We start from the raw sequence: 17599 nt of genomic DNA on the forward strand, positions 1-17599 counted from the left end.
AGTATCCCGGCACTTGCGTTGCCGGGAAATCATTTTAGACTCTGGGATTCATGTGCTGAATTGCGACGCTCACTGAGCGCGACAGCAGAATACGACCTCGCATTTTAACGGCTGAATAACGACATCATCATGGCAGAACCTCGCTTTATACACCTCCGGATTCACAGTGACTTTTCCATGGTCGATGGCCTGAGTAAGGTACCGCCGCTGGTGAAAAAAGTGGCGGAACTGGACATGCCCGCCATGGCGCTGACGGATTTCAACAACCTGTGCGGTCTGGTGAAATTTTATTTCGCCGCGCATGGGGCTGGCGTGAAACCCATTATCGGTGCAGATTTTAAAGTCCGGGCGGATGAAGGCAGTGAAGATCTGACGGATCTGACGATTCTGGCTGCGGATAACGATGGCTATAAAAATCTGACCTTGCTGATCTCTCACGCTTACCAGCGGGGGCATATTCAGCATATGCCGGTCATTGATCGCGATTGGCTGATCGATCACAAACAAGGGTTGATCCTGCTCTCCGGCGGTAAAAGCGGTGATTTGGGTCAGGCGCTGCTGAAAGGGAACAGTGCTGCGGTTGAGCGTTGTGTTGCCTTCTATCAGGAACATTTCCCGGACAGCTATTATCTTGAGCTGGTGCGAACCGGTCGTCCGGATGAAGAAGCTTATCTGCACTTTGCCGTGGAACTGGCGGCGGAAGTGGGCTTACCTGTGGTGGCCACCAACGATGTGCGCTTTATCAGCCCGGAGCAATTCGATGCCCATGAAATCCGGGTCTGTATTCATGACGGCTATACGCTGGTTGATCCCCGCCGTCCGAAAAACTACAGCCCTCAGCAATATCTGCGTAGCGAAGACGAGATGTGCGCGCTCTTTGCCGATATCCCGGAAGCACTCGAAAACTCAGTTGAAATTGCCAAGCGCTGTAATGTGACGGTTCGTCTGGGGGAATATTTCCTGCCGAACTTCCCGACCGGAGAGATGACCACGGAAGACTTTCTGGTTCTGAAATCCAGAGAAGGTTTGGAGCGACGTCTTGAATTTTTGTTTCCGGATGAAGAAGTCCGCAGGCAGCGCCGCCCTGAGTACGACGAACGTCTGGAGATTGAGTTACAAGTTATTAACCAGATGGGGTTCCCCGGCTACTTCCTGATCGTCATGGAGTTCATCCAGTGGTCGAAAGAAAACGGGGTGCCGGTTGGCCCAGGCCGGGGGTCCGGTGCAGGATCGCTGGTGGCTTATGCGCTGGACATTACGGATCTTGATCCGCTGGCATTTGATCTGCTGTTCGAACGTTTCCTGAACCCGGAACGGGTTTCCATGCCCGATTTCGATATCGATTTCTGTATGGATAAACGGGATCAGGTGATTGATCACGTTGCAGAAATGTACGGCCGGGATGCGGTGTCTCAGATCATTACCTTCGGGACCATGGCCGCGAAAGCGGTGATCCGGGACGTGGGTCGGGTGCTGGGTCACCCGTATGGTTTCGTGGATCGAATTTCTAAGCTGGTTCCGGCCGAGCCGGGAATGACGCTGGCCAAAGCCTTTGAGGCAGAGCCGCAACTGGGCGAAGTGTACGAAGCGGACGAAGAAGTCAAAGCGCTGATTGACATGTGCCGGGTGCTGGAAGGGGTGACCCGAAACGCAGGTAAACACGCGGGTGGTGTCGTGATTTCACCGACGACGATCACCGACTTCGCCCCGTTATACTGTGATGCGGAAGGCCATCATCCGGTGACCCAGTTTGACAAGAACGATGTGGAAACCGCCGGGCTGGTCAAATTCGACTTCCTGGGACTGCGGACACTGACCATCATTGACTGGGCGCTGGGCATGATCAATCCGCGTCTGGAAAGTCAGGGGAAAGCACCGATCAATATTGCTGCGATTCCGATGGATGATGCCAAATCTTTTGCGATGCTGCAGCGCTCTGAGTCGACCGCGGTTTTCCAGCTTGAATCCCGCGGGATGAAAGATCTGATCAAGCGTCTGCAACCGGACTGCTTTGAAGACATGATCGCACTGGTAGCCCTGTTCCGGCCGGGTCCGCTGCAATCGGGCATGGTGGATAACTTCATCGACCGGAAGCATGGTCGTGAAGAGATTTCTTATCCGGATGCGACGTATCAGCATGAATCGCTGAAAGAAATTCTGGAACCGACCTACGGCATCATCCTCTATCAGGAGCAGGTGATGCAGATTGCGCAGGTTCTGGCTGGCTACAGCCTGGGGGGCGCGGACTTGCTCCGTCGTGCCATGGGTAAGAAAAAGCCGGAAGAGATGGCCAAGCAGCGTGCGACGTTTGAAAGTGGCGCCGTGGACAACGGCGTCGACGGCGAACTGGCGATGAAAATCTTCGACCTGGTAGAGAAATTCGCAGGTTACGGCTTCAACAAATCGCACTCCGCTGCGTATGCACTGGTTTCTTACCAGACCCTGTGGCTGAAAGCACATTATCCGGCTGAGTTCATGGCAGCAGTCATGACTGCGGATATGGACAACACCGATAAAGTGGTCGGGCTGGTCGAAGAATGTCAGCGCATGAATCTGAAAATGCTGCCGCCGGATGTGAACAAAGGCCTGTATCGTTTCACTGTTGATGATGAGGGGGCCATTGTTTATGGCATCGGCGCGATTAAAGGCGTCGGTGAAGGGCCGATTGAAAATCTGATCGCTGCGCGGGAAAAAGGCGGATATTTTAAGGATCTGTTTGATTTCTGTGCCAGAATAGACACCAAGAAAGTCAATAAACGCGTGCTGGAGCGTTTGATCAAAGCGGGTGCGATGGACCGGCTGGGGCCGAATCGTGCAGCCATGATGGCAACACTGGATGATGCGCTGAAAGCCGCTGGTCAGCACCACCAGGCCGAAGCTTTTGGTCAGGCAGATATGTTCGGCGTGCTGACGGATGAACCGGAAGCGGTTGAGCGTGCTTACGCCAATATCCCTGAATGGCCGGAAAAAGTCTGGCTGGAAGGGGAGCGGGATACCTTAGGTCTCTATCTGACCGGGCACCCGATTAACAGCTATGTACGTGAATTGAAACATTATGTGACCTGGCGGTTGAAAGATGCACATCCGACAGGCCGGGATAAGGTGGTTACGGTCGCTGGACTGGTGATTGCGGCCCGGGTGATGACGACCAAACGCGGAACCCGCATCGGGATTCTGACGCTGGATGACCGATCCGGGCGGATGGAAGTCATGCTGTTCTCTGATGCTTTGGATCGATATCTCGATTTGGTTGAAAAAGACCGGATTCTGGTCGTTTCCGGACAGGTCAGCTTTGATGATTTTAACGGCGGCCTTAAAATGTCTGCACGTGAAGTCCTTGATATCTCAGACGCTCGAGAAAAGCATCTGCGTGGTCTTGCTATCTCGCTGACCGAAAGGCAAATTGATAAAACATTTTTTGAGCGTTTCAGCAAAGCGCTGGAACCGTACCGGGCAGGCACTGTCCCGGTGAATATTTATTATCAGCGTTCGAATGCTCGCGCTAAACTTACCCTGGGCACAGAATGGCGAATTACGCCAAATGATGAGTTAATCACTGATCTCAAAGTGCTTTTGGGCGAGCAGCAAGTCGAATTTGAGTTTAATTAATGTGTCCGGCACCTGGGCTGACAGGATGCTAAACATGGACAAAGGATTACAAGTGGTATGAGCCTGAACTTCCTTGATTTTGAACAACCGATTGCCGAGCTAGAAGCCAAAATTGAAGCACTGCGCGATGTGTCGCATCGTGACAAATCGGCCTCGGTTGATCTCGATAAAGAAATTTCCCAGCTTGAGCAGAAGAGCTTGGAACTGACCAAGAAGATCTTCGGTGATCTTGGTGCATGGCAGGTTGCGCAACTGGCCCGTCACCCGCAGCGGCCGTATACGCTGGATTACATTGACCAGATCTTCACTGAGTTTGATGAGCTGGCGGGTGATCGTGCTTACGCCGATGACAAAGCGCTGGTGGGTGGTATTGCCCGTCTGGAAGGGCGTCCGGTGATGGTGATTGGTCACCAGAAAGGCCGTGAAACCCGTGAAAAGGTTCTGCGTAATTTCGGTATGCCAAGACCGGAAGGTTACCGCAAAGCCTTGCGTCTGATGCGTATGGCGGAACGTTTCCGCATGCCTATCATTACTTTCATTGACACCGCTGGTGCTTATCCTGGTGTTGGTGCAGAAGAGCGTGGCCAGTCTGAAGCGATCGCGATGAACCTGAAAGTGATGGCGGGTTTGACTGTGCCAGTGATCTGTAACGTGGTGGGTGAAGGTGGTTCCGGCGGCGCACTGGCGATCGGTGTGGGTGATTGCGTGAACATGCTGCAATACTCAACTTACTCTGTGATTTCTCCGGAAGGCTGTGCATCGATTCTGTGGCGTGATTCAGACAAAGCACCTCAGGCAGCAGAAGCCATGGGAATGACAGCCGATCGTCTGAAAGAGCTGGGTCTGATTGATAACATTATCTCTGAGCCTCTGGGCGGTGCCCATCGTGATGTTCCGGCGATGGCTGCCAACATCAAGCAGCAACTGCTGAACGTGCTGGATGAACTGGATGGGCTGGATGAAGAAAGCTTGCTGGAGCGTCGCTACCAGCGTCTGCTGAGCTACGGCTACTGCTGATACCTGAACAGCTTTCAGTTCTTAACGGGTCGCTTTATGCGGCCCGTTGTCGTTTTTGTCAGCAGCGATTCGCTGGCTGACAATCTGACAGGTGGTGCGATAAGATACCCCTTTCTTTCCGTGAGTTACTTCAGGTACGGCCCGCAATCATGCTGTTTCATCAATTCTCTCTTACGCTCCGCCGCTTGTGTCCAGTCCCGGTTCCTTTGGTGCTGGCCTTCAGTGGCGGTCTGGATTCCCGGGTATTGCTGCATTTACTGAGCCGTTTTATCAGAGAATTTCCGGATTATTCCGTTCAGGCTGTCTATGTGCACCACGGGTTGAGCCCGAATGCTGATCACTGGCAGAAACAGTGCGCGGTGTGGGCTGCTCAGGACGGTATCCCGTTCGAAACCGTCCGGGTTGAGGTGCAACAAGGCAGCCGCTTAAGTCTCGAGCAGTCTGCACGCGATGCAAGGTATCAGGCCCTCGCGGGATATGTGCGGAAAGGTGAATGTTTACTTACGGCTCAGCACGCGGATGACCAGCTTGAAACCGTGCTGCTTGCGCTGAAACGCGGCAGTGGGCCTGCCGGACTGGCGGCGATGCCGGAAATGAAACCCTTTGCCGGAGGACGTCATGTTCGCCCCTTACTGCATGTCAGCCGTGCAGCGCTGGAAGCTTATGCTGAAACACACCAGTTGCAGTGGGTAGAGGACGAAAGTAATCAGGACACTCGGTATGATCGGAATTTTCTGCGTCAGACTGTATTGCCAGCACTGAATGAGCGCTGGCCGGGGTTACGTCACTCTGTCGCACGCAGTGCGGTGCTGTGCGGCGAACAGGAAGCGCTGTTAGCTGCGCTGTTATCCGAGAAACTCAGTTTACTGAGCCAGCCAGACGGCAGTCTGAATATCGCTGCCATACAGGATGCTGCTCAGGGAAAGGCGTTGATTCGGTTGTGGTTACAGCAGCAGCAACTCGCGTTGCCTTCGAAAGCGCAGATGGAGCAAATCTGGCTCAGTATCTGTCAGGCCCGTGTGGATGCGAACCCCTGCGTTTCGCTGGCCGGATATGATATTCGCCGCTTCCGTCACCAATTGTATGTGGTTCGGCCTTTGCCGGATCTGACGCAATGGCAAGCAGAGATGGCGCTGGATGTGTGGTGCGATTTACCAGCTGATTTAGGCCAACTCAGACTGGGCAGGTTGGAAGCCGGGACGCAGTCGGGTCTGCTGCTAAGGCTGCCGGCTGCGGATGAGCCTGTTCGGATCACTTTTGACCCCAGCGGCTTGAGTGCACAGCCAGTGGGCCGTGCCGGTCGCAGGAAACTGAAAAAACTGTTTCAGGAATCTCAGGTGCCCAGTTGGCGCCGTCGACAGATGCCACTGATATTTTATGGTGATCAGCTGGCTGCCGTTGCCGGGCTTTTTGTGGTCAAAGGTTTTGAAGGAAATGGGTGTCAGTTGGTCTGGAAATGTGATCACCTACACTGACACCGGAGTCAGGAATATAGATAGTCAGTCAGTGTTTGAATGTCGATAAAAATAGAAAAACGAGGATCTTATGAAAAAAGCACTGACGCTGACAACACTGGCTGCCACTTTGTTTTCATTGCCAGCAATGGCCGCCGGGGATGCCCAAGCCGGTGAAGCGAAAGCCGCAATTTGCGCTGCCTGTCATGGCGCAGATGGCGTGGCAGTCATTCCGGGTTATCCCAATTTAAAAGGCCAGAATGAACAATATATTGTGAACTCACTTAAAGCTTACAAGAACAAAGACCGGAACGGTGGCAATGCAGCCGTGATGCAACCCCAGGCTGCCATGCTCAGCGATACGGACATGGAAAACCTGGCGGCTTATTTCGCACAAATGTGATAGCCCGATCAAATCATCCGCTTCTGAGGCGGATGATTTGTTATCAGAGTAACCATGTTTGAATTATCTTCTTGTTGCTTTGTTTTTAATCAGTTAGATTCGCTGCCATTGATCGGAATCCCCAATCAATATATTGTACTAGTTCACTGATACATTGAGGCTGGGTAACATGGCAGGAACACGCGAACATTTCGGCTCACGGATGGGCTTTATCCTTGCTGCGGCAGGGGCTGCAGTTGGGTTAGGCAATATCTGGGGCTTCCCGACTCAGGCTGCCAGTAATGGTGGCGGGGCATTTCTGCTGGTCTATTTATTCATGATTCTGGTCGTCGCTTTTCCGATGCTGATTGTCGAAATGGCGATTGGACGTCACGGCCAGGCGAACCCGGTCGACAGTATGCGCAGCCTGAGTGCCAACGCGACGGCCAAGCGCACCGGTGCGATGGTCGGCTGGATTGGCCTGATGGTGCCTTGTTTAGTGCTGGCCTTTTACAGCATTGTCGCTGGCTGGTTGGTGACTTTCCTTCTGGCTGCAATCACCAATATTCTTGGCATGACCGACCTGACGGCCTGGCTGAAAGGCTTTTCTGTTTCCCGTAACCTCTTTGGCGCGGCAATTTTTTATCTGCTGACCATTCTGATCGTGCAAAGTGGCGTGAAGCAGGGCATTGAAAAGTGGTCCACGCGACTGATGCCCGCTTTGTTTGCGCTTTTCCTGCTGATGTTCGTTTACATCATGACGCAGGATGGGGCGATGGATGGTCTGAAACATTATCTGATCCCGGATTTCAGTAAGGTGCTCGAGCCGAAATTACTGCTGGCGGCGATGGGGCAAGGCTTTTTCTCGCTGACGATCGGCGGCTGTTCAATGCTGATCTATGGTTCTTATCTGAGCAAAAAAGAAAGCCTGCCGAAGATGGCACTCAGCGTCACGCTGGTTGACTCGGCTGTTGCGTTTATCGCGGGTCTGGTCGTGTTGCCAGCCATGTTTGTCGCGATGCAAAAAGGCGTCGCAATTTATGCGGAAGACGGATCGCTGCTCAGTTCTGATACGCTGGTCTTTACCGTTTTGCCGCTGCTGTTCGACAGCCTGGGATTTGCAGGTCAGCTGATTGCGTTGGTGTTCTTTGTGCTGATGACCATTGCGGCACTGACGTCTTCAATTTCAATGCTGGAATGTCCGGTGGCACTGGTGAGTGAGCGGCTGAAGACAGGCCGTAAACCAACCAGTTGGGTGCTGGGATGTGTGATTGCAGTATTCAGTGCTGTCATTATTTTTAACTTTGGTCAGCTGTTTGGTCTGGTTGCCACCATTGCCACGCAATACTTCCAGCCAGTTGCTGCCCTGCTGTTCACGTTGTTTGGTGGCTGGGTCTGGTCGCGTCACAGTAAACTCAAGGAGTTGTCGGCTGGCAGCCCGGCACTGGAACAGTCGCTGTTCTGGAAAATCTGGCCTGTCTATGTGAAGTTTGTCTGTCCGCTACTGGTGACCGCAGTCCTGGTTTCAACCTTCATCTGAATACAAAAACGGAAAGCTCAGGCTTTCCGTTTTACTTTGCGCGCCGGAAGGTTTCAGCGGAATTGTCTGGCGTCCGGCAGGTAATCAAATCCGGCACCGGCCAGTTTTGCGACCAGCTGATCTTTATCGATTTCATAAAACCGGATCAGGCTGTCCAAATCGCCAAACTCATCCCGAATCTTCATGTTCACGATGCTCATCAGCATCACAGGATCCATGGTTTCAAATTGCTTCAGATTCATTGGGTATCCTCGTGATCACTGATGAGCAGGTTTGCTGCGGCAAAGGCAGCCTGATCTCTGACAGCATCGGGTAAGGCAGTATTGGCGGCAATCTCGTTGAGGGCACGGACAGCACAGGCAATCGCGGCAGGAATATAGCCCTGCTCACCGCTGCCAATCTGGCTGTAACTCTGGCGTACACGTTCACAACAGTCAGCGACTTTCATGGAAGCTCCTGGGGTTTGATAAAAATTCAATCGGAAAGTGAACTGATTCAGAGCTTACCGCTATCAGGAATGAAGATCGAGCAGTGACCAGCTATTTCGAACGCTTGTGTTGATAGAGTTGTCGGTCTGCTCTTTCCAGCAGACTGGTGGGAGAATCGCCCCGGCTGTATTGGCTGGCGCCAATCGAGGTCCCGATTTCCAGCGTGCGTAAGGTATGATCCTGCTCCATGCGGGTGAGGACCCGGTGGATGACTTTGCGGGCGGATTGCTCTGATGCGGGCTGCAGCAGCAGGACAAACTCATCCCCGCCAAGCCGATAGCAGCGATCGGATGTACGAACTGATTGCTTTAAAATCGCGGCAAATCGGCGAATGACGTTATCACCGTCCAGGTGGCCGAATTTGTCATTGACTTGCTTGAAGTTATCCAAATCAAACAGCAACAGAACCAAACCGACTTGCCGGCGCTCACTCATGGCAATTGCATGGAGAATATCCTGATCCAGACAACTACGGTTGCGCAGGCCAGACAGGTGATCGCGCATGGCCATTTCTTTAACCCGGCGGTATTCCATTGCGCTGAATAGCGGACCAGCCAGCAGCCTGTGATAGGTATGGAGCAGGTTGATCTCATCCTGATCTAACGCGTAGGGTGTGTCGTACTGCAGTTCACCCAACGGTTGATCTGAATAACGCAGTAAGAAGCATTGACGGTTCTCTGTGGCGGGCCCGTGGCGGATTAATGTGGTTGTTGTATCCTGACGCCAAAGCATCCGGCTGACATCAACCTGCTTTTCCACTTCCATCGCAAAGACTTCTAGGAGCGTGGACAGTTCTGGCTTCCCCTGCAACTTTTGCAGGATCAACAGACGCTGATCCGCACCCAAAGGCTTGGTGCGAGTCGGGACAGCATCAGCCTGAGATTTTTGCCAGAAAATCGGATCCATGGTTAATGTCATTGATAAGTAAGGGTTTTAATATAGGAGATTTTGAAGCCAGATCAATAGAAAATGGAACAAAATGAAAATCTCCCCTTGGTTTTATTCTAAAAACGAACGTAGCTCACTTTCTCGCTCTAGGGCATCGATATAGCCTAAATTAATGAGTGCGTGAATGTAATTTGGTTCAAAAAGGATATAACTGGTCAGGGCGGCATCGTCTTTCGGGCTGATCCCCAACATGCGCATCAAGCCTTTCGCGGCCAGGGGCATATGATGGTAGAAGGCCTGAGCCAGCGGCTCGAAGGACTGACTTGGATAGAGGTGCATCGTATCCACTGTCTTGACTGCCATTTGCTGCCGTTCAGCATCGGGTAATTTTTTCAGCAGGTTATTGGTGTAGGCCAAATGTTCCAGCTCGGCGGCCATGGTGTCGCTGAAAATGGTGTCCATCAAATGGCCGGTCAGCATCCCCAGCCCGGGGGCTTGTGTGGGATCTCTTGGGGTCAGTCGCTGGTTAATCAGGTCGATGATCAGAATTTTATCCGCGCCCATCTTCATGGATGGCCGTAAAGGCGTCAGCTGGTGGATAGAGCCATCGCCATAGTAAGCCTGCCCAATGCGGCTGGCAGGAAAGACAAAAGGAATGGCGGACGAAGCCAGCAAATGCTCAGTCGTAATCAGAGAGCGTCGGCCTTTGGACTTGGAAAAGGTCCAGGGAGCGATATTCTGCTGTCCCTGAAAAAAGCTGACCGTTTTTCCGCTTTTATAGCTGGACGCTGTGACAGAAATACCATGAAGATTGCCCGCCAGAATCTGCTGTTCGAGACGATCATAATTGTTGACCTGATTGAGCAGTTGCCTGAGCGGACGGTTATCCAGTAGCCCGAAGGGAGGTCTGGGATGATGCACAGCCTGCAGACGGGCCAGTAACTGATGAGACAGGTGTTTGGTGATTCCCCAACTGCTTGCCCGGAATACGCTGCGACTGTGCAGGCGCGCCCAAATCCATTCAAGTTTCTTGACCCCGAGCCGGAAGCAGGAGGCATAGCTGGCAATGGCGGTTGCATTGATGGCCCCTGCGGAAGTGCCGCAGTAAATGCTGAACGGACTGTGATGGTTTCTGGGATACCATTCGGACATGGCTTTGAGCACGCCGACCTGATACGCAGCACGGGCTCCGCCACCAGATAACAGTAAACTGATTTTTGGCTTTTCCTTGCCCATGCAGTGTTTTACCCCGGAAAGAAACAGAAAATTCAGATGTCAATGGCGTCGCAGTGATGCGTTCGACTCAGTTTATTCCTATCTTAGTCTGTATTTCTGTGGCACAGATATGAAAAAAGCCTCACAGCGGAGGCTTTTATGATTTATTTTGAGCCACTTAGTCGGGCTCTGATTCGGGAGCCCAACCTCACCCTTAAGCCAGTTTTTGCTTGATGAAGTCAGCAATACTGTCGGCAGCAACCGGTGCTTTGGTGCCGGTCCGGCGATCCTTGTACTCGACTTCGCCGTTTTTCAGGCTACGGTCGCCGATCACAACGGTATGCGGGACACCAATCAGCTCCATGTCGGCAAACATCACGCCCGGACGCTCTTTACGGTCATCAAACAAGACTTCGATTCCTGCTGCGGTCAGGTCTGCGTAAAGGGTTTCTGCGGCTTGCTGGACTTCCTCAGACTTGTGCATGTTCATTGGAACAATCGCAACCTGGAATGGCGCAATTGCGTCTGGCCAGATAATGCCGTTGTCGTCATTGTTCTGCTCAATCGCCGCCGCAACCACACGGGTACAGCCAATGCCGTAGCAGCCCATTTCCATGACGGCCTGTTTGCCGTTGGCATCCAGGACTGTTGCGTTCATGGATGCTGAGTAGTTGGTTCCCAGCTGGAAGATATGACCGACTTCAATACCACGCTTGAGCAGGATGGTACCTTTTCCGCATGGGCTTGGGTCGCCTTCCATCACATTTCGCAGATCTTCGACACGGCCCAGTGCTACGTCACGACCCCAGTTGATGCCAAAGTAGTGTTTGCCGTCGACGTTGGCACCCGCACCAAAGTCGCTCATGACAGCAACGCTGCGGTCGACAATGAATTCAACAGGCAGGCCGACAGGACCCAGAGAACCAGGACCCGCATTCACGACGGTACGGATTTCTTCTTCTGTTGCGAATTCCAGTGGTTTCGCGACACAGTCCAGATTTTCAGCTTTCACTTCGTTCAGTTCGTGATCGCCACGCACAATCAGTGCAATCAGTGCTGCGTCGGCTTCTTCAGACGCTTTGACAAACAGCGTCTTCACGGTTTTCTCGACAGGCAGGCCAAATTGCTCTACCAGTTCTGCAATGGTTTTCGCATTCGGCGTATCGACCAGCTTCATGTCTTCAGCGGGTTCAGCACGCGCTGTGGTTGGTGCCAGCGCTTCCGCTTTTTCGATGTTTGCTGCGTAATCAGACTCAGTTGAGAACGCGATCAGGTCTTCACCACTTTCTGCAAGGACGTGGAATTCATGCGAGCCGCTGCCACCGATAGAACCGGTATCTGCCAGTACAGCACGGAAATCCAGACCCATGCGGCTGAACACGTTGCTGTACGCGCGGTACATGTCGTTATAAGTGTCCTGTAGGCTCTTTTTGTCCAGATGGAACGAGTAAGCATCTTTCATGATGAACTCACGAGAACGCATGACACCAAAACGAGGGCGAACTTCGTCGCGGAACTTGGTTTGGATCTGATACAGATTCAGCGGCAGCTGTTTGTATGATTTCACCTCGTTACGCACCATGTCGGTGATCACTTCTTCGTGCGTCGGGCCCAGTACAAACGGTCGGTCGTGACGGTCGGCAATTCGCAGCAGTTCGGGACCGAATTTGTCCCAGCGGCCTGTTTCCTGCCACAGCTCAGACGGCTGAACGACAGGCATCAGGGTTTCCACTGCACCGGCTTTGTTCATTTCTTCGCGAACAATCGTTTCGACCTTACGCAGCACACGCAGACCTGTAGGCAGCCAGGTGTATAAACCTGAAGCCAGCTTACGGATCATGCCTGCACGGAGCATCAGCTGGTGACTGATGACTTCTGCGTCGTTTGGAGTCTCCTTCAGGGTAGAAAGAAGATATTTACTGGTACGCATTGATGGTATCCGTTGGTAATAATGAGGATGAATTTGGAAAGGGCTATCTTAGCAGCGTATCCGCCTTTCGCCAAAGAGAACCCTTCAGGAAACTGTTCGGTCAGCCGTTCTGGAAGCGCTTATCGGTGCGTTCAATCACCGGAAAAGCCTTCATTTTTTCAGGCTGACTCTAAATTTTTGACCACAACCCGGTCTTCTTCAAACTGAAAACGGACATTGTAGTCAAAGAGCAGTACGCCATATTCCTTGTCGTCCGGCTTGCCTTTTTTGTAGGCCGGGCGTGGGTCCTGTGCCAGCACCTCTGTGATGACCGCTTTGTGGTAGTCCGCTTCCTGGTGGTTGAGCTGATTTTGCGCATGTGCCGTGAATTCGACTGGCAGCAGTGCCGGAGATTCTGCAGCAAACCCGCCTGTTGCCTGCGGCAGGCTATCGGAGTAGGGGATATAAGGCTTGATATCAATCACGGGTGTCCCGTCGACCAGATCCACGCCAGCGAGATCCAGCTGAATTTGTCCCTGTGCCTGACGCACGCCAAGTAACTGAATGGCCGACATCCCAATGCCATTCGGCCGAAATGTCGCCCGACTGGCAAACACCCCAATCCGGTCATTGCCGCCCAGCCGGGGCGGTCGAACTGTCGGACGCCAACCAGCAGATAAGTTCTGATCAAACAAAAACAACAGCCACAGGTGACTGAATTGTTCAATGCCGCGAACCGATTCCGGCGTGTTGGCTTCGCCCTGTAAGACCAGGGTTGCTTTTGCGCTGGGGACAAGGCCAGGCTGACGGGGAACAGCGAACTTTTCTTTGTAGGGCGAGCGGATAAAGCCGACGGGCTCAATCTGAAATTGTTGTTGGGATGTCATGATCTTTTCAGGCTGAATCAGAGATTTGCAGACCATACCACAAGAGTCTGTATGCGTGCCTGATAAAAACCGCTTGTTGAGAATAACTATCAAGTGTTATGTTATATTATAACGTTAATTGAGAGGTGTTTATGAAAGCAGGCATTCATCCCGAATATCGCAAAGTGGTGTTTCACGACACCAGTGTGGACAAATACTTCGTGGTCGGCTCAACGTTGAAAACCGACAAAACGATCACTTGGGAAGACGGTAAAGAGTATCCGTATTTTTTACTGGATGTTTCTTCTGAGTCTCACCCGTTCTATACCGGTAAGCAGCGTGTGATTAAGTCTGAAGGCCGGATGGCAAACTTTAACCGCCGTTTTGCGGCATTCAGTAAGTAAGGGGTTTTCATGCAGGTTTTAAGTTCATTGAAAAGTGCCAAGCAGCGTCACCGGGATTGTCAGGTGGTGAAGCGTCGTGGCCGAATTTACGTGATTTGTAAAACGAATCCACGCTTCAAAGCCGTTCAGGGCGGTGTGAAGAAAAAGAAATAAACCTTTGCCAGACTTCTCTGGCGACTTGATGGTTCCCATCCAGAACGACAAAAAGCCCCGATACGGGGCTTTTTTATTGGCTTGGAAAATGGGGAGGCGGTCGAGATTACCAGCCTTTCACCACGCCACCTTTGAAGATTTCCATGGCAGCATCGTTGACGGCATCAGACTGATACGCTTTCACAAACGTCTTCACATTTTCTGCATTCACGTTGTCTTCACGGGCAACAATCAGGTTCACGTAAGGTGACTCTTTACCTTCAACAAAGATGCCATCCTGATCCGGTGACAGATTGATGGAACTGGCATAGGTGTTGTTGATGATCGCCAGTTTTACATCATCCAGTGAACGTGGCAGCTGTGGTGCTTCCAGTTCAACAATCTGCAGGTTTTTCGGGTTCTCGACCACATCCAGTACGGTTGCAGTCAGACCTGCACCTTCTTTCAGTTTCAGCAGGCCCTGAGATTCAAGCAGCATCAGTGAACGGCCCAGGTTGGTTGGATCGTTTGGTACTGCAATCTGGTCGCCTTCCTGCAATTCGTCAATGGAGGTGATCTTGTGTGAGTAAGCTGCAATCGGGTAAACGAATGTGTTGCCGGCAACAGCAAATTTATAGCCACGGTCTTTCACTTGCTGATCCAGATATGGCTTGTGCTGGAATGCATTCAAATCAATTGAACCTTCTTCCAGAGCGGCGTTTGGTGATACATAGTCAGTGAAAGTGATCAGTTCTACATCCAGACCGTACTTGTCTTTGGCTTCTTTGGCTGCAATTTCTGCAACCTGAGCTTCAGAGCCCGCCATCACGCCGACTTTGATTTTGCTGTTGTCGACTGCCGCTTCTTTCTCGCCGCAGCCAGTCAGAGCCAGTGCTGAAGCCAATCCCGCCACTGCGAAGAAATGTTTGATATTCAGTGCCATTGTACATCTCCTATATTCAGGGAATCCCTGTACTTGTTGTCGTTGTATTTCACTAACTTATCGTTATCGCCTGAAGATGATGTCCGGCGAATGTGAGCTTTGTGTTGTCTTTTTGTCAAGCTTATCTGTGGTCGACCCGGCGAACCAGGTGGTCCCCTGCGGACTGAATCAGTTGCACCAGAACAACCAGCATGACCACGGTAATCATCATCACGGTCCCGTCAAAGCGCTGGTAGCCGTAACGAATCCCGACATCACCCAGGCCGCCGCCGCCAACAGTACCAGCCATGGCAGAATAGCTGACCAGAGTCACCAGGGTAATGGTCGCGGCATTAATGATGCCTGGCAGTGCTTCCGGCAGCAGAACTTTCCGGATGATCTGAGCCGGGGTTGCGCCCATGGCTTGTGCGGCTTCAACCAGCCCGCCCGGAACTTCCAGCAGTGCTCCTTCAACCAGACGGGCAATGAAAGGAATCGCACCGACGGTAAGCGGAACAATGGCTGCCGCAGTTCCGATAGAACTGCCCACAACGAAGCGGGTAAACGGAATAATCGCAACCAGCAAAATGATGAACGGGATCGAACGGCCGATGTTGACGACAGCACCCAGTGTTTTATTCAGACCCGGGTTTGCGATCAGGCCTTTAGGTTTTGTCAGGTGCAGCGCTACGCCCAGCGGGATGCCGACAGCAAAGCCAATGACCCCAGAAGCGAAGACCATCACCAGGGTTTCACCCAGTGCCTCCGTCAGCAGTCCGACCAGACGTTCATTGGTTTGCCACCAGGTGGCGATAGAATCAAGCAACATAACCCAGCACCTCTACATTCACTTTGTGTTCACGAAGGAAAGCGATGGCTTGTTGAGTCGCTTCTTCTGTTCCAAAAAACTCGGCCAGCATCAGGCCAAACTTTACACCGCCGGCATAATCCATATCAGCGCTCAGGATATTGGCGTCAATCCCAAACTGACGTGATGCCTGGCTGAGCAGCGGGGCATCGACGGATGCGCCGGTAAACTCCAGCCGAATCAGCGGATAGTTATGTTCGTTCCGGGTAGTTTCCAAGCGAGCCTGATAATCTTCAGGAATCGACAGATCCAGCGTTGAACGGATAAATTCGCGGGCCAGTTCTGTTTTCGGATGAGCAAAAATATCACCAACCGGACCCTTCTCGACCAGTTCACCGTTACCGATGATAGCCACTTCAGAGCAAATGCTTTTCACCACATCCATTTCGTGGGTGATTAGCAGAATGGTCAGGTTCAGCTTGCTGTTAATTTCGCGCAACAGCTCAAGAATAGACTGCGTGGTGGCCGGATCCAGTGCGCTGGTGGCTTCATCACAGAGCAGGACTTTCGGATCGGATGCCAGGGCACGGGCGATGGCGACTCGTTGTTTCTGGCCACCACTGAGGTTTGACGGATAGGCATGGTGTTTGTCGGACAGCCCAACCAGTTGTAACAGCTCGGTGACTTTGCGGTTGAGTTCAGATTTATCGGTGCCGGCCAGCTCCAGTGGCAAAGCGACGTTTTCAAAGACAGTCCGGGAGGACAACAGATTAAAATGCTGGAAAATCATGCCGATTTTACGGCGGGCCAGCGTCAGCTCCTGACTGGACAACTGCGTCAAATCAACGCCGTCAACAATCAGGTGACCGGAAGTCGGTTTTTCTAGCAGGTTGACGCAGCGGATCAGCGTGCTTTTTCCTGCACCGGAAGCGCCGATCACGCCAAAAATGGTTCCTTCAGCAATACTGAGGTTGATATCGCGCAGGGCGTGGATGTGTTTATCCCCGACCTGGAAGACTTTATTGACCCGGTTAATCTCTATCATGCTGTATCCTGCTACTACTTGTCTGCTTACTGCCATGTGTCAATCAGCATAGCGTTGTGGTCATTTATTCGCCCAGAATAGTGATTTTGTATGCCGAACAGGCGTATGACCTTATCATTTACTTGTATACACGGAATTTTTCCGTGTCATCTGTTGCCTGATGCTAGGGTGTCTAGATGGCCAAGTCAATAGATATTTTTACGTCTAGACGTCCAAAACTTGGTTTTTAGAGATTCTGCCACGCCAGATCGCCACACAAAGCCTTCAGGTGAACTGGATTAACAGATGAAACCACTACACAGCCATGCCATAATTTAGCCAATTTCGTTTTTGATTGTGTTAGGTGATCGCTTGGCTAAGCCCGCAGTGTTTATCGATCGTGACGGCGTGATTAACGTTGATCATGGTTATGTTCATACCGTAGATGATTTCGAATATGTCGAGGGTGTGTTTGACGCCTGTAAGAAGCTCAAAGCAATGGGCTATCTGCTGGTGCTGGTCACCAATCAGGCTGGGATTGCCCGGGGAATGTATACCGAAGATGAATTCCTGACGCTGACCGAATGGATGGACTGGAATTTTGTCGATAACGGTGTGGAATTTGACGGGATCTATTATTGTCCGCATCACCCGACTGAAGGCCAGGGAGATTATCTGCAGGACTGCAATTGCCGCAAACCTAAGCCGGGCATGTTCCTTTCGGCCCGTGATTTCCTGAAGATCGATATGGCGCGCTCCGTGATGATCGGAGATAAAACGGATGATATGAAAGCTGCGGAAGCGGCAGAAGTGGCCACCCGAATTCTGGTTCGTACCGGTAAACCGGTGACCGGTGAAGGTGAAGCGCTGGCGTCTGTGGTGCTCGACAGTATTGCCGATGTACCGGTATGGCTACAACGGCAGTAAAGATACGCCCACCA

The 17599-nt window shown here is 52.1% G+C and carries 17 protein-coding genes; 8 read left to right on the plus strand and 9 right to left on the minus strand.

Annotated elements, in window-relative coordinates:
* Positions 1-129 precede the first annotated feature (129 nt).
* From dnaE to Q4579_RS16425, 5 genes are all read left to right on the plus strand, one after another.
* Positions 130-3609, plus strand: coding sequence for a DNA polymerase III subunit alpha (gene dnaE, locus Q4579_RS16405; protein ID WP_303565664.1), 3480 nt, complete (start codon positions 130-132; stop codon positions 3607-3609).
* A gap of 57 nt (positions 3610-3666) precedes the next feature.
* Positions 3667-4626 carry an acetyl-CoA carboxylase carboxyl transferase subunit alpha gene (accA, locus tag Q4579_RS16410; protein WP_303565667.1) on the plus strand — a complete coding sequence of 320 codons (960 nt, stop codon included), beginning with the start codon at positions 3667-3669 and terminating at the stop codon, positions 4624-4626.
* A gap of 149 nt (positions 4627-4775) precedes the next feature.
* The gene (gene tilS / locus Q4579_RS16415) at positions 4776-6101 is read left to right on the plus strand and encodes a tRNA lysidine(34) synthetase TilS (protein ID WP_303565669.1); all 1326 of its coding nucleotides are present in this window, start codon (positions 4776-4778) and stop codon (positions 6099-6101) included.
* A gap of 127 nt (positions 6102-6228) precedes the next feature.
* Positions 6229-6483 carry a cytochrome c gene (locus Q4579_RS16420; RefSeq protein ID WP_303565712.1) on the plus strand — a complete coding sequence of 85 codons (255 nt, stop codon included), beginning with the start codon at positions 6229-6231 and terminating at the stop codon, positions 6481-6483.
* Between the two features lie 169 nt (positions 6484-6652).
* Positions 6653-8002, plus strand: a complete 1350-nt coding sequence (locus tag Q4579_RS16425) for a sodium-dependent transporter (RefSeq protein WP_303565672.1) — start codon at positions 6653-6655, stop codon at positions 8000-8002.
* A gap of 53 nt (positions 8003-8055) precedes the next feature.
* Here the strand turns inward: Q4579_RS16425 and Q4579_RS16430 are convergent, their stop codons facing one another.
* The 6 genes from Q4579_RS16430 to tsaA all read right to left on the minus strand — a co-directional run bounded on the left by Q4579_RS16430 (position 8056) and on the right by tsaA (position 13389).
* Positions 8056-8244 carry a DUF4250 domain-containing protein gene (locus Q4579_RS16430; RefSeq protein ID WP_303565673.1) on the minus strand — a complete coding sequence of 63 codons (189 nt, stop codon included), beginning with the start codon at positions 8242-8244 and terminating at the stop codon, positions 8056-8058.
* Entirely contained in the window at positions 8241-8450 is a 210-nt protein-coding gene (locus Q4579_RS16435; protein WP_303565676.1) for a YaeP family protein, read from the minus strand. The genes Q4579_RS16430 and Q4579_RS16435 overlap by 4 nt, the downstream gene beginning before the upstream one ends.
* Before the next feature lie 91 nt (positions 8451-8541).
* Positions 8542-9396 (minus strand): GGDEF domain-containing protein, encoded by an 855-nt coding sequence (locus Q4579_RS16440; RefSeq protein ID WP_303565677.1) that lies wholly within the window; start codon positions 9394-9396, stop codon positions 8542-8544.
* A gap of 93 nt (positions 9397-9489) precedes the next feature.
* Entirely contained in the window at positions 9490-10614 is a 1125-nt protein-coding gene (locus tag Q4579_RS16445; protein WP_303565679.1) for a patatin-like phospholipase family protein, read from the minus strand.
* Positions 10615-10807: 193 nt separating this feature from the next.
* A complete protein-coding gene (locus tag Q4579_RS16450; RefSeq protein WP_303565680.1) occupies positions 10808-12523 on the minus strand; it encodes a proline--tRNA ligase in 1716 nt (571 codons plus the stop codon).
* A 158-nt stretch (positions 12524-12681) separates the two neighbouring features.
* Complete coding sequence (gene tsaA / locus Q4579_RS16455) at positions 12682-13389, minus strand: tRNA (N6-threonylcarbamoyladenosine(37)-N6)-methyltransferase TrmO (RefSeq protein ID WP_303565682.1); 708 nt, start codon at positions 13387-13389, stop codon at positions 12682-12684.
* A gap of 131 nt (positions 13390-13520) precedes the next feature.
* On the opposite strand from tsaA, the gene Q4579_RS16460 reads away from it, so the two are divergent.
* Entirely contained in the window at positions 13521-13772 is a 252-nt protein-coding gene (locus tag Q4579_RS16460) for a type B 50S ribosomal protein L31 (RefSeq protein ID WP_211646119.1), read from the plus strand.
* 9 nt (positions 13773-13781) lie between these two features.
* Positions 13782-13925, plus strand: coding sequence for a type B 50S ribosomal protein L36 (gene ykgO, locus Q4579_RS16465; RefSeq protein WP_211646118.1), 144 nt, complete (start codon positions 13782-13784; stop codon positions 13923-13925).
* Between the two features lie 106 nt (positions 13926-14031).
* On the opposite strand, the gene Q4579_RS16470 is transcribed toward ykgO, so the two are convergent.
* The 3 genes from Q4579_RS16470 to metN all read right to left on the minus strand — a co-directional run bounded on the left by Q4579_RS16470 (position 14032) and on the right by metN (position 16679).
* Positions 14032-14847, minus strand: a complete 816-nt coding sequence (locus tag Q4579_RS16470) for a MetQ/NlpA family lipoprotein (RefSeq protein WP_303565684.1) — start codon at positions 14845-14847, stop codon at positions 14032-14034.
* A gap of 121 nt (positions 14848-14968) precedes the next feature.
* Entirely contained in the window at positions 14969-15655 is a 687-nt protein-coding gene (locus tag Q4579_RS16475) for a methionine ABC transporter permease (RefSeq protein WP_303565685.1), read from the minus strand.
* Positions 15645-16679, minus strand: coding sequence for a methionine ABC transporter ATP-binding protein MetN (metN, locus tag Q4579_RS16480; protein ID WP_303565686.1), 1035 nt, complete (start codon positions 16677-16679; stop codon positions 15645-15647). The genes Q4579_RS16475 and metN overlap by 11 nt, the downstream gene beginning before the upstream one ends.
* 351 nt (positions 16680-17030) lie before the next feature.
* On the opposite strand from metN, the gene gmhB reads away from it, so the two are divergent.
* Complete coding sequence (gene gmhB / locus Q4579_RS16485) at positions 17031-17585, plus strand: D-glycero-beta-D-manno-heptose 1,7-bisphosphate 7-phosphatase (RefSeq protein WP_303565688.1); 555 nt, start codon at positions 17031-17033, stop codon at positions 17583-17585.
* The last annotated feature ends 14 nt before the right edge of the window (positions 17586-17599 follow it).

The organism is Photobacterium sp. 1_MG-2023 (assembly GCF_030547945.1).
Taxonomy (GTDB): domain Bacteria; phylum Pseudomonadota; class Gammaproteobacteria; order Enterobacterales; family Vibrionaceae; genus Photobacterium.

Coding starts and splice junctions, on each gene's coding strand:
- dnaE (WP_303565664.1), top strand. CDS start 130: ATGGCAGAACCTCGCTTTATACACCTCCGGATTCACAGTGACTTTTCC.
- accA (WP_303565667.1), top strand. CDS start 3,667: ATGAGCCTGAACTTCCTTGATTTTGAACAACCGATTGCCGAGCTAGAA.
- tilS (WP_303565669.1), top strand. CDS start 4,776: ATGCTGTTTCATCAATTCTCTCTTACGCTCCGCCGCTTGTGTCCAGTC.
- Q4579_RS16420 (WP_303565712.1), top strand. CDS start 6,229: ATGGCCGCCGGGGATGCCCAAGCCGGTGAAGCGAAAGCCGCAATTTGC.
- Q4579_RS16425 (WP_303565672.1), top strand. CDS start 6,653: ATGGCAGGAACACGCGAACATTTCGGCTCACGGATGGGCTTTATCCTT.
- Q4579_RS16430 (WP_303565673.1), bottom strand. CDS start 8,244: ATGAATCTGAAGCAATTTGAAACCATGGATCCTGTGATGCTGATGAGC.
- Q4579_RS16435 (WP_303565676.1), bottom strand. CDS start 8,450: ATGAAAGTCGCTGACTGTTGTGAACGTGTACGCCAGAGTTACAGCCAG.
- Q4579_RS16440 (WP_303565677.1), bottom strand. CDS start 9,396: ATGGATCCGATTTTCTGGCAAAAATCTCAGGCTGATGCTGTCCCGACT.
- Q4579_RS16445 (WP_303565679.1), bottom strand. CDS start 10,614: ATGGGCAAGGAAAAGCCAAAAATCAGTTTACTGTTATCTGGTGGCGGA.
- Q4579_RS16450 (WP_303565680.1), bottom strand. CDS start 12,523: ATGCGTACCAGTAAATATCTTCTTTCTACCCTGAAGGAGACTCCAAAC.
- tsaA (WP_303565682.1), bottom strand. CDS start 13,389: ATGACATCCCAACAACAATTTCAGATTGAGCCCGTCGGCTTTATCCGC.
- Q4579_RS16460 (WP_211646119.1), top strand. CDS start 13,521: ATGAAAGCAGGCATTCATCCCGAATATCGCAAAGTGGTGTTTCACGAC.
- ykgO (WP_211646118.1), top strand. CDS start 13,782: ATGCAGGTTTTAAGTTCATTGAAAAGTGCCAAGCAGCGTCACCGGGAT.
- Q4579_RS16470 (WP_303565684.1), bottom strand. CDS start 14,847: ATGGCACTGAATATCAAACATTTCTTCGCAGTGGCGGGATTGGCTTCA.
- Q4579_RS16475 (WP_303565685.1), bottom strand. CDS start 15,655: ATGTTGCTTGATTCTATCGCCACCTGGTGGCAAACCAATGAACGTCTG.
- metN (WP_303565686.1), bottom strand. CDS start 16,679: ATGATAGAGATTAACCGGGTCAATAAAGTCTTCCAGGTCGGGGATAAA.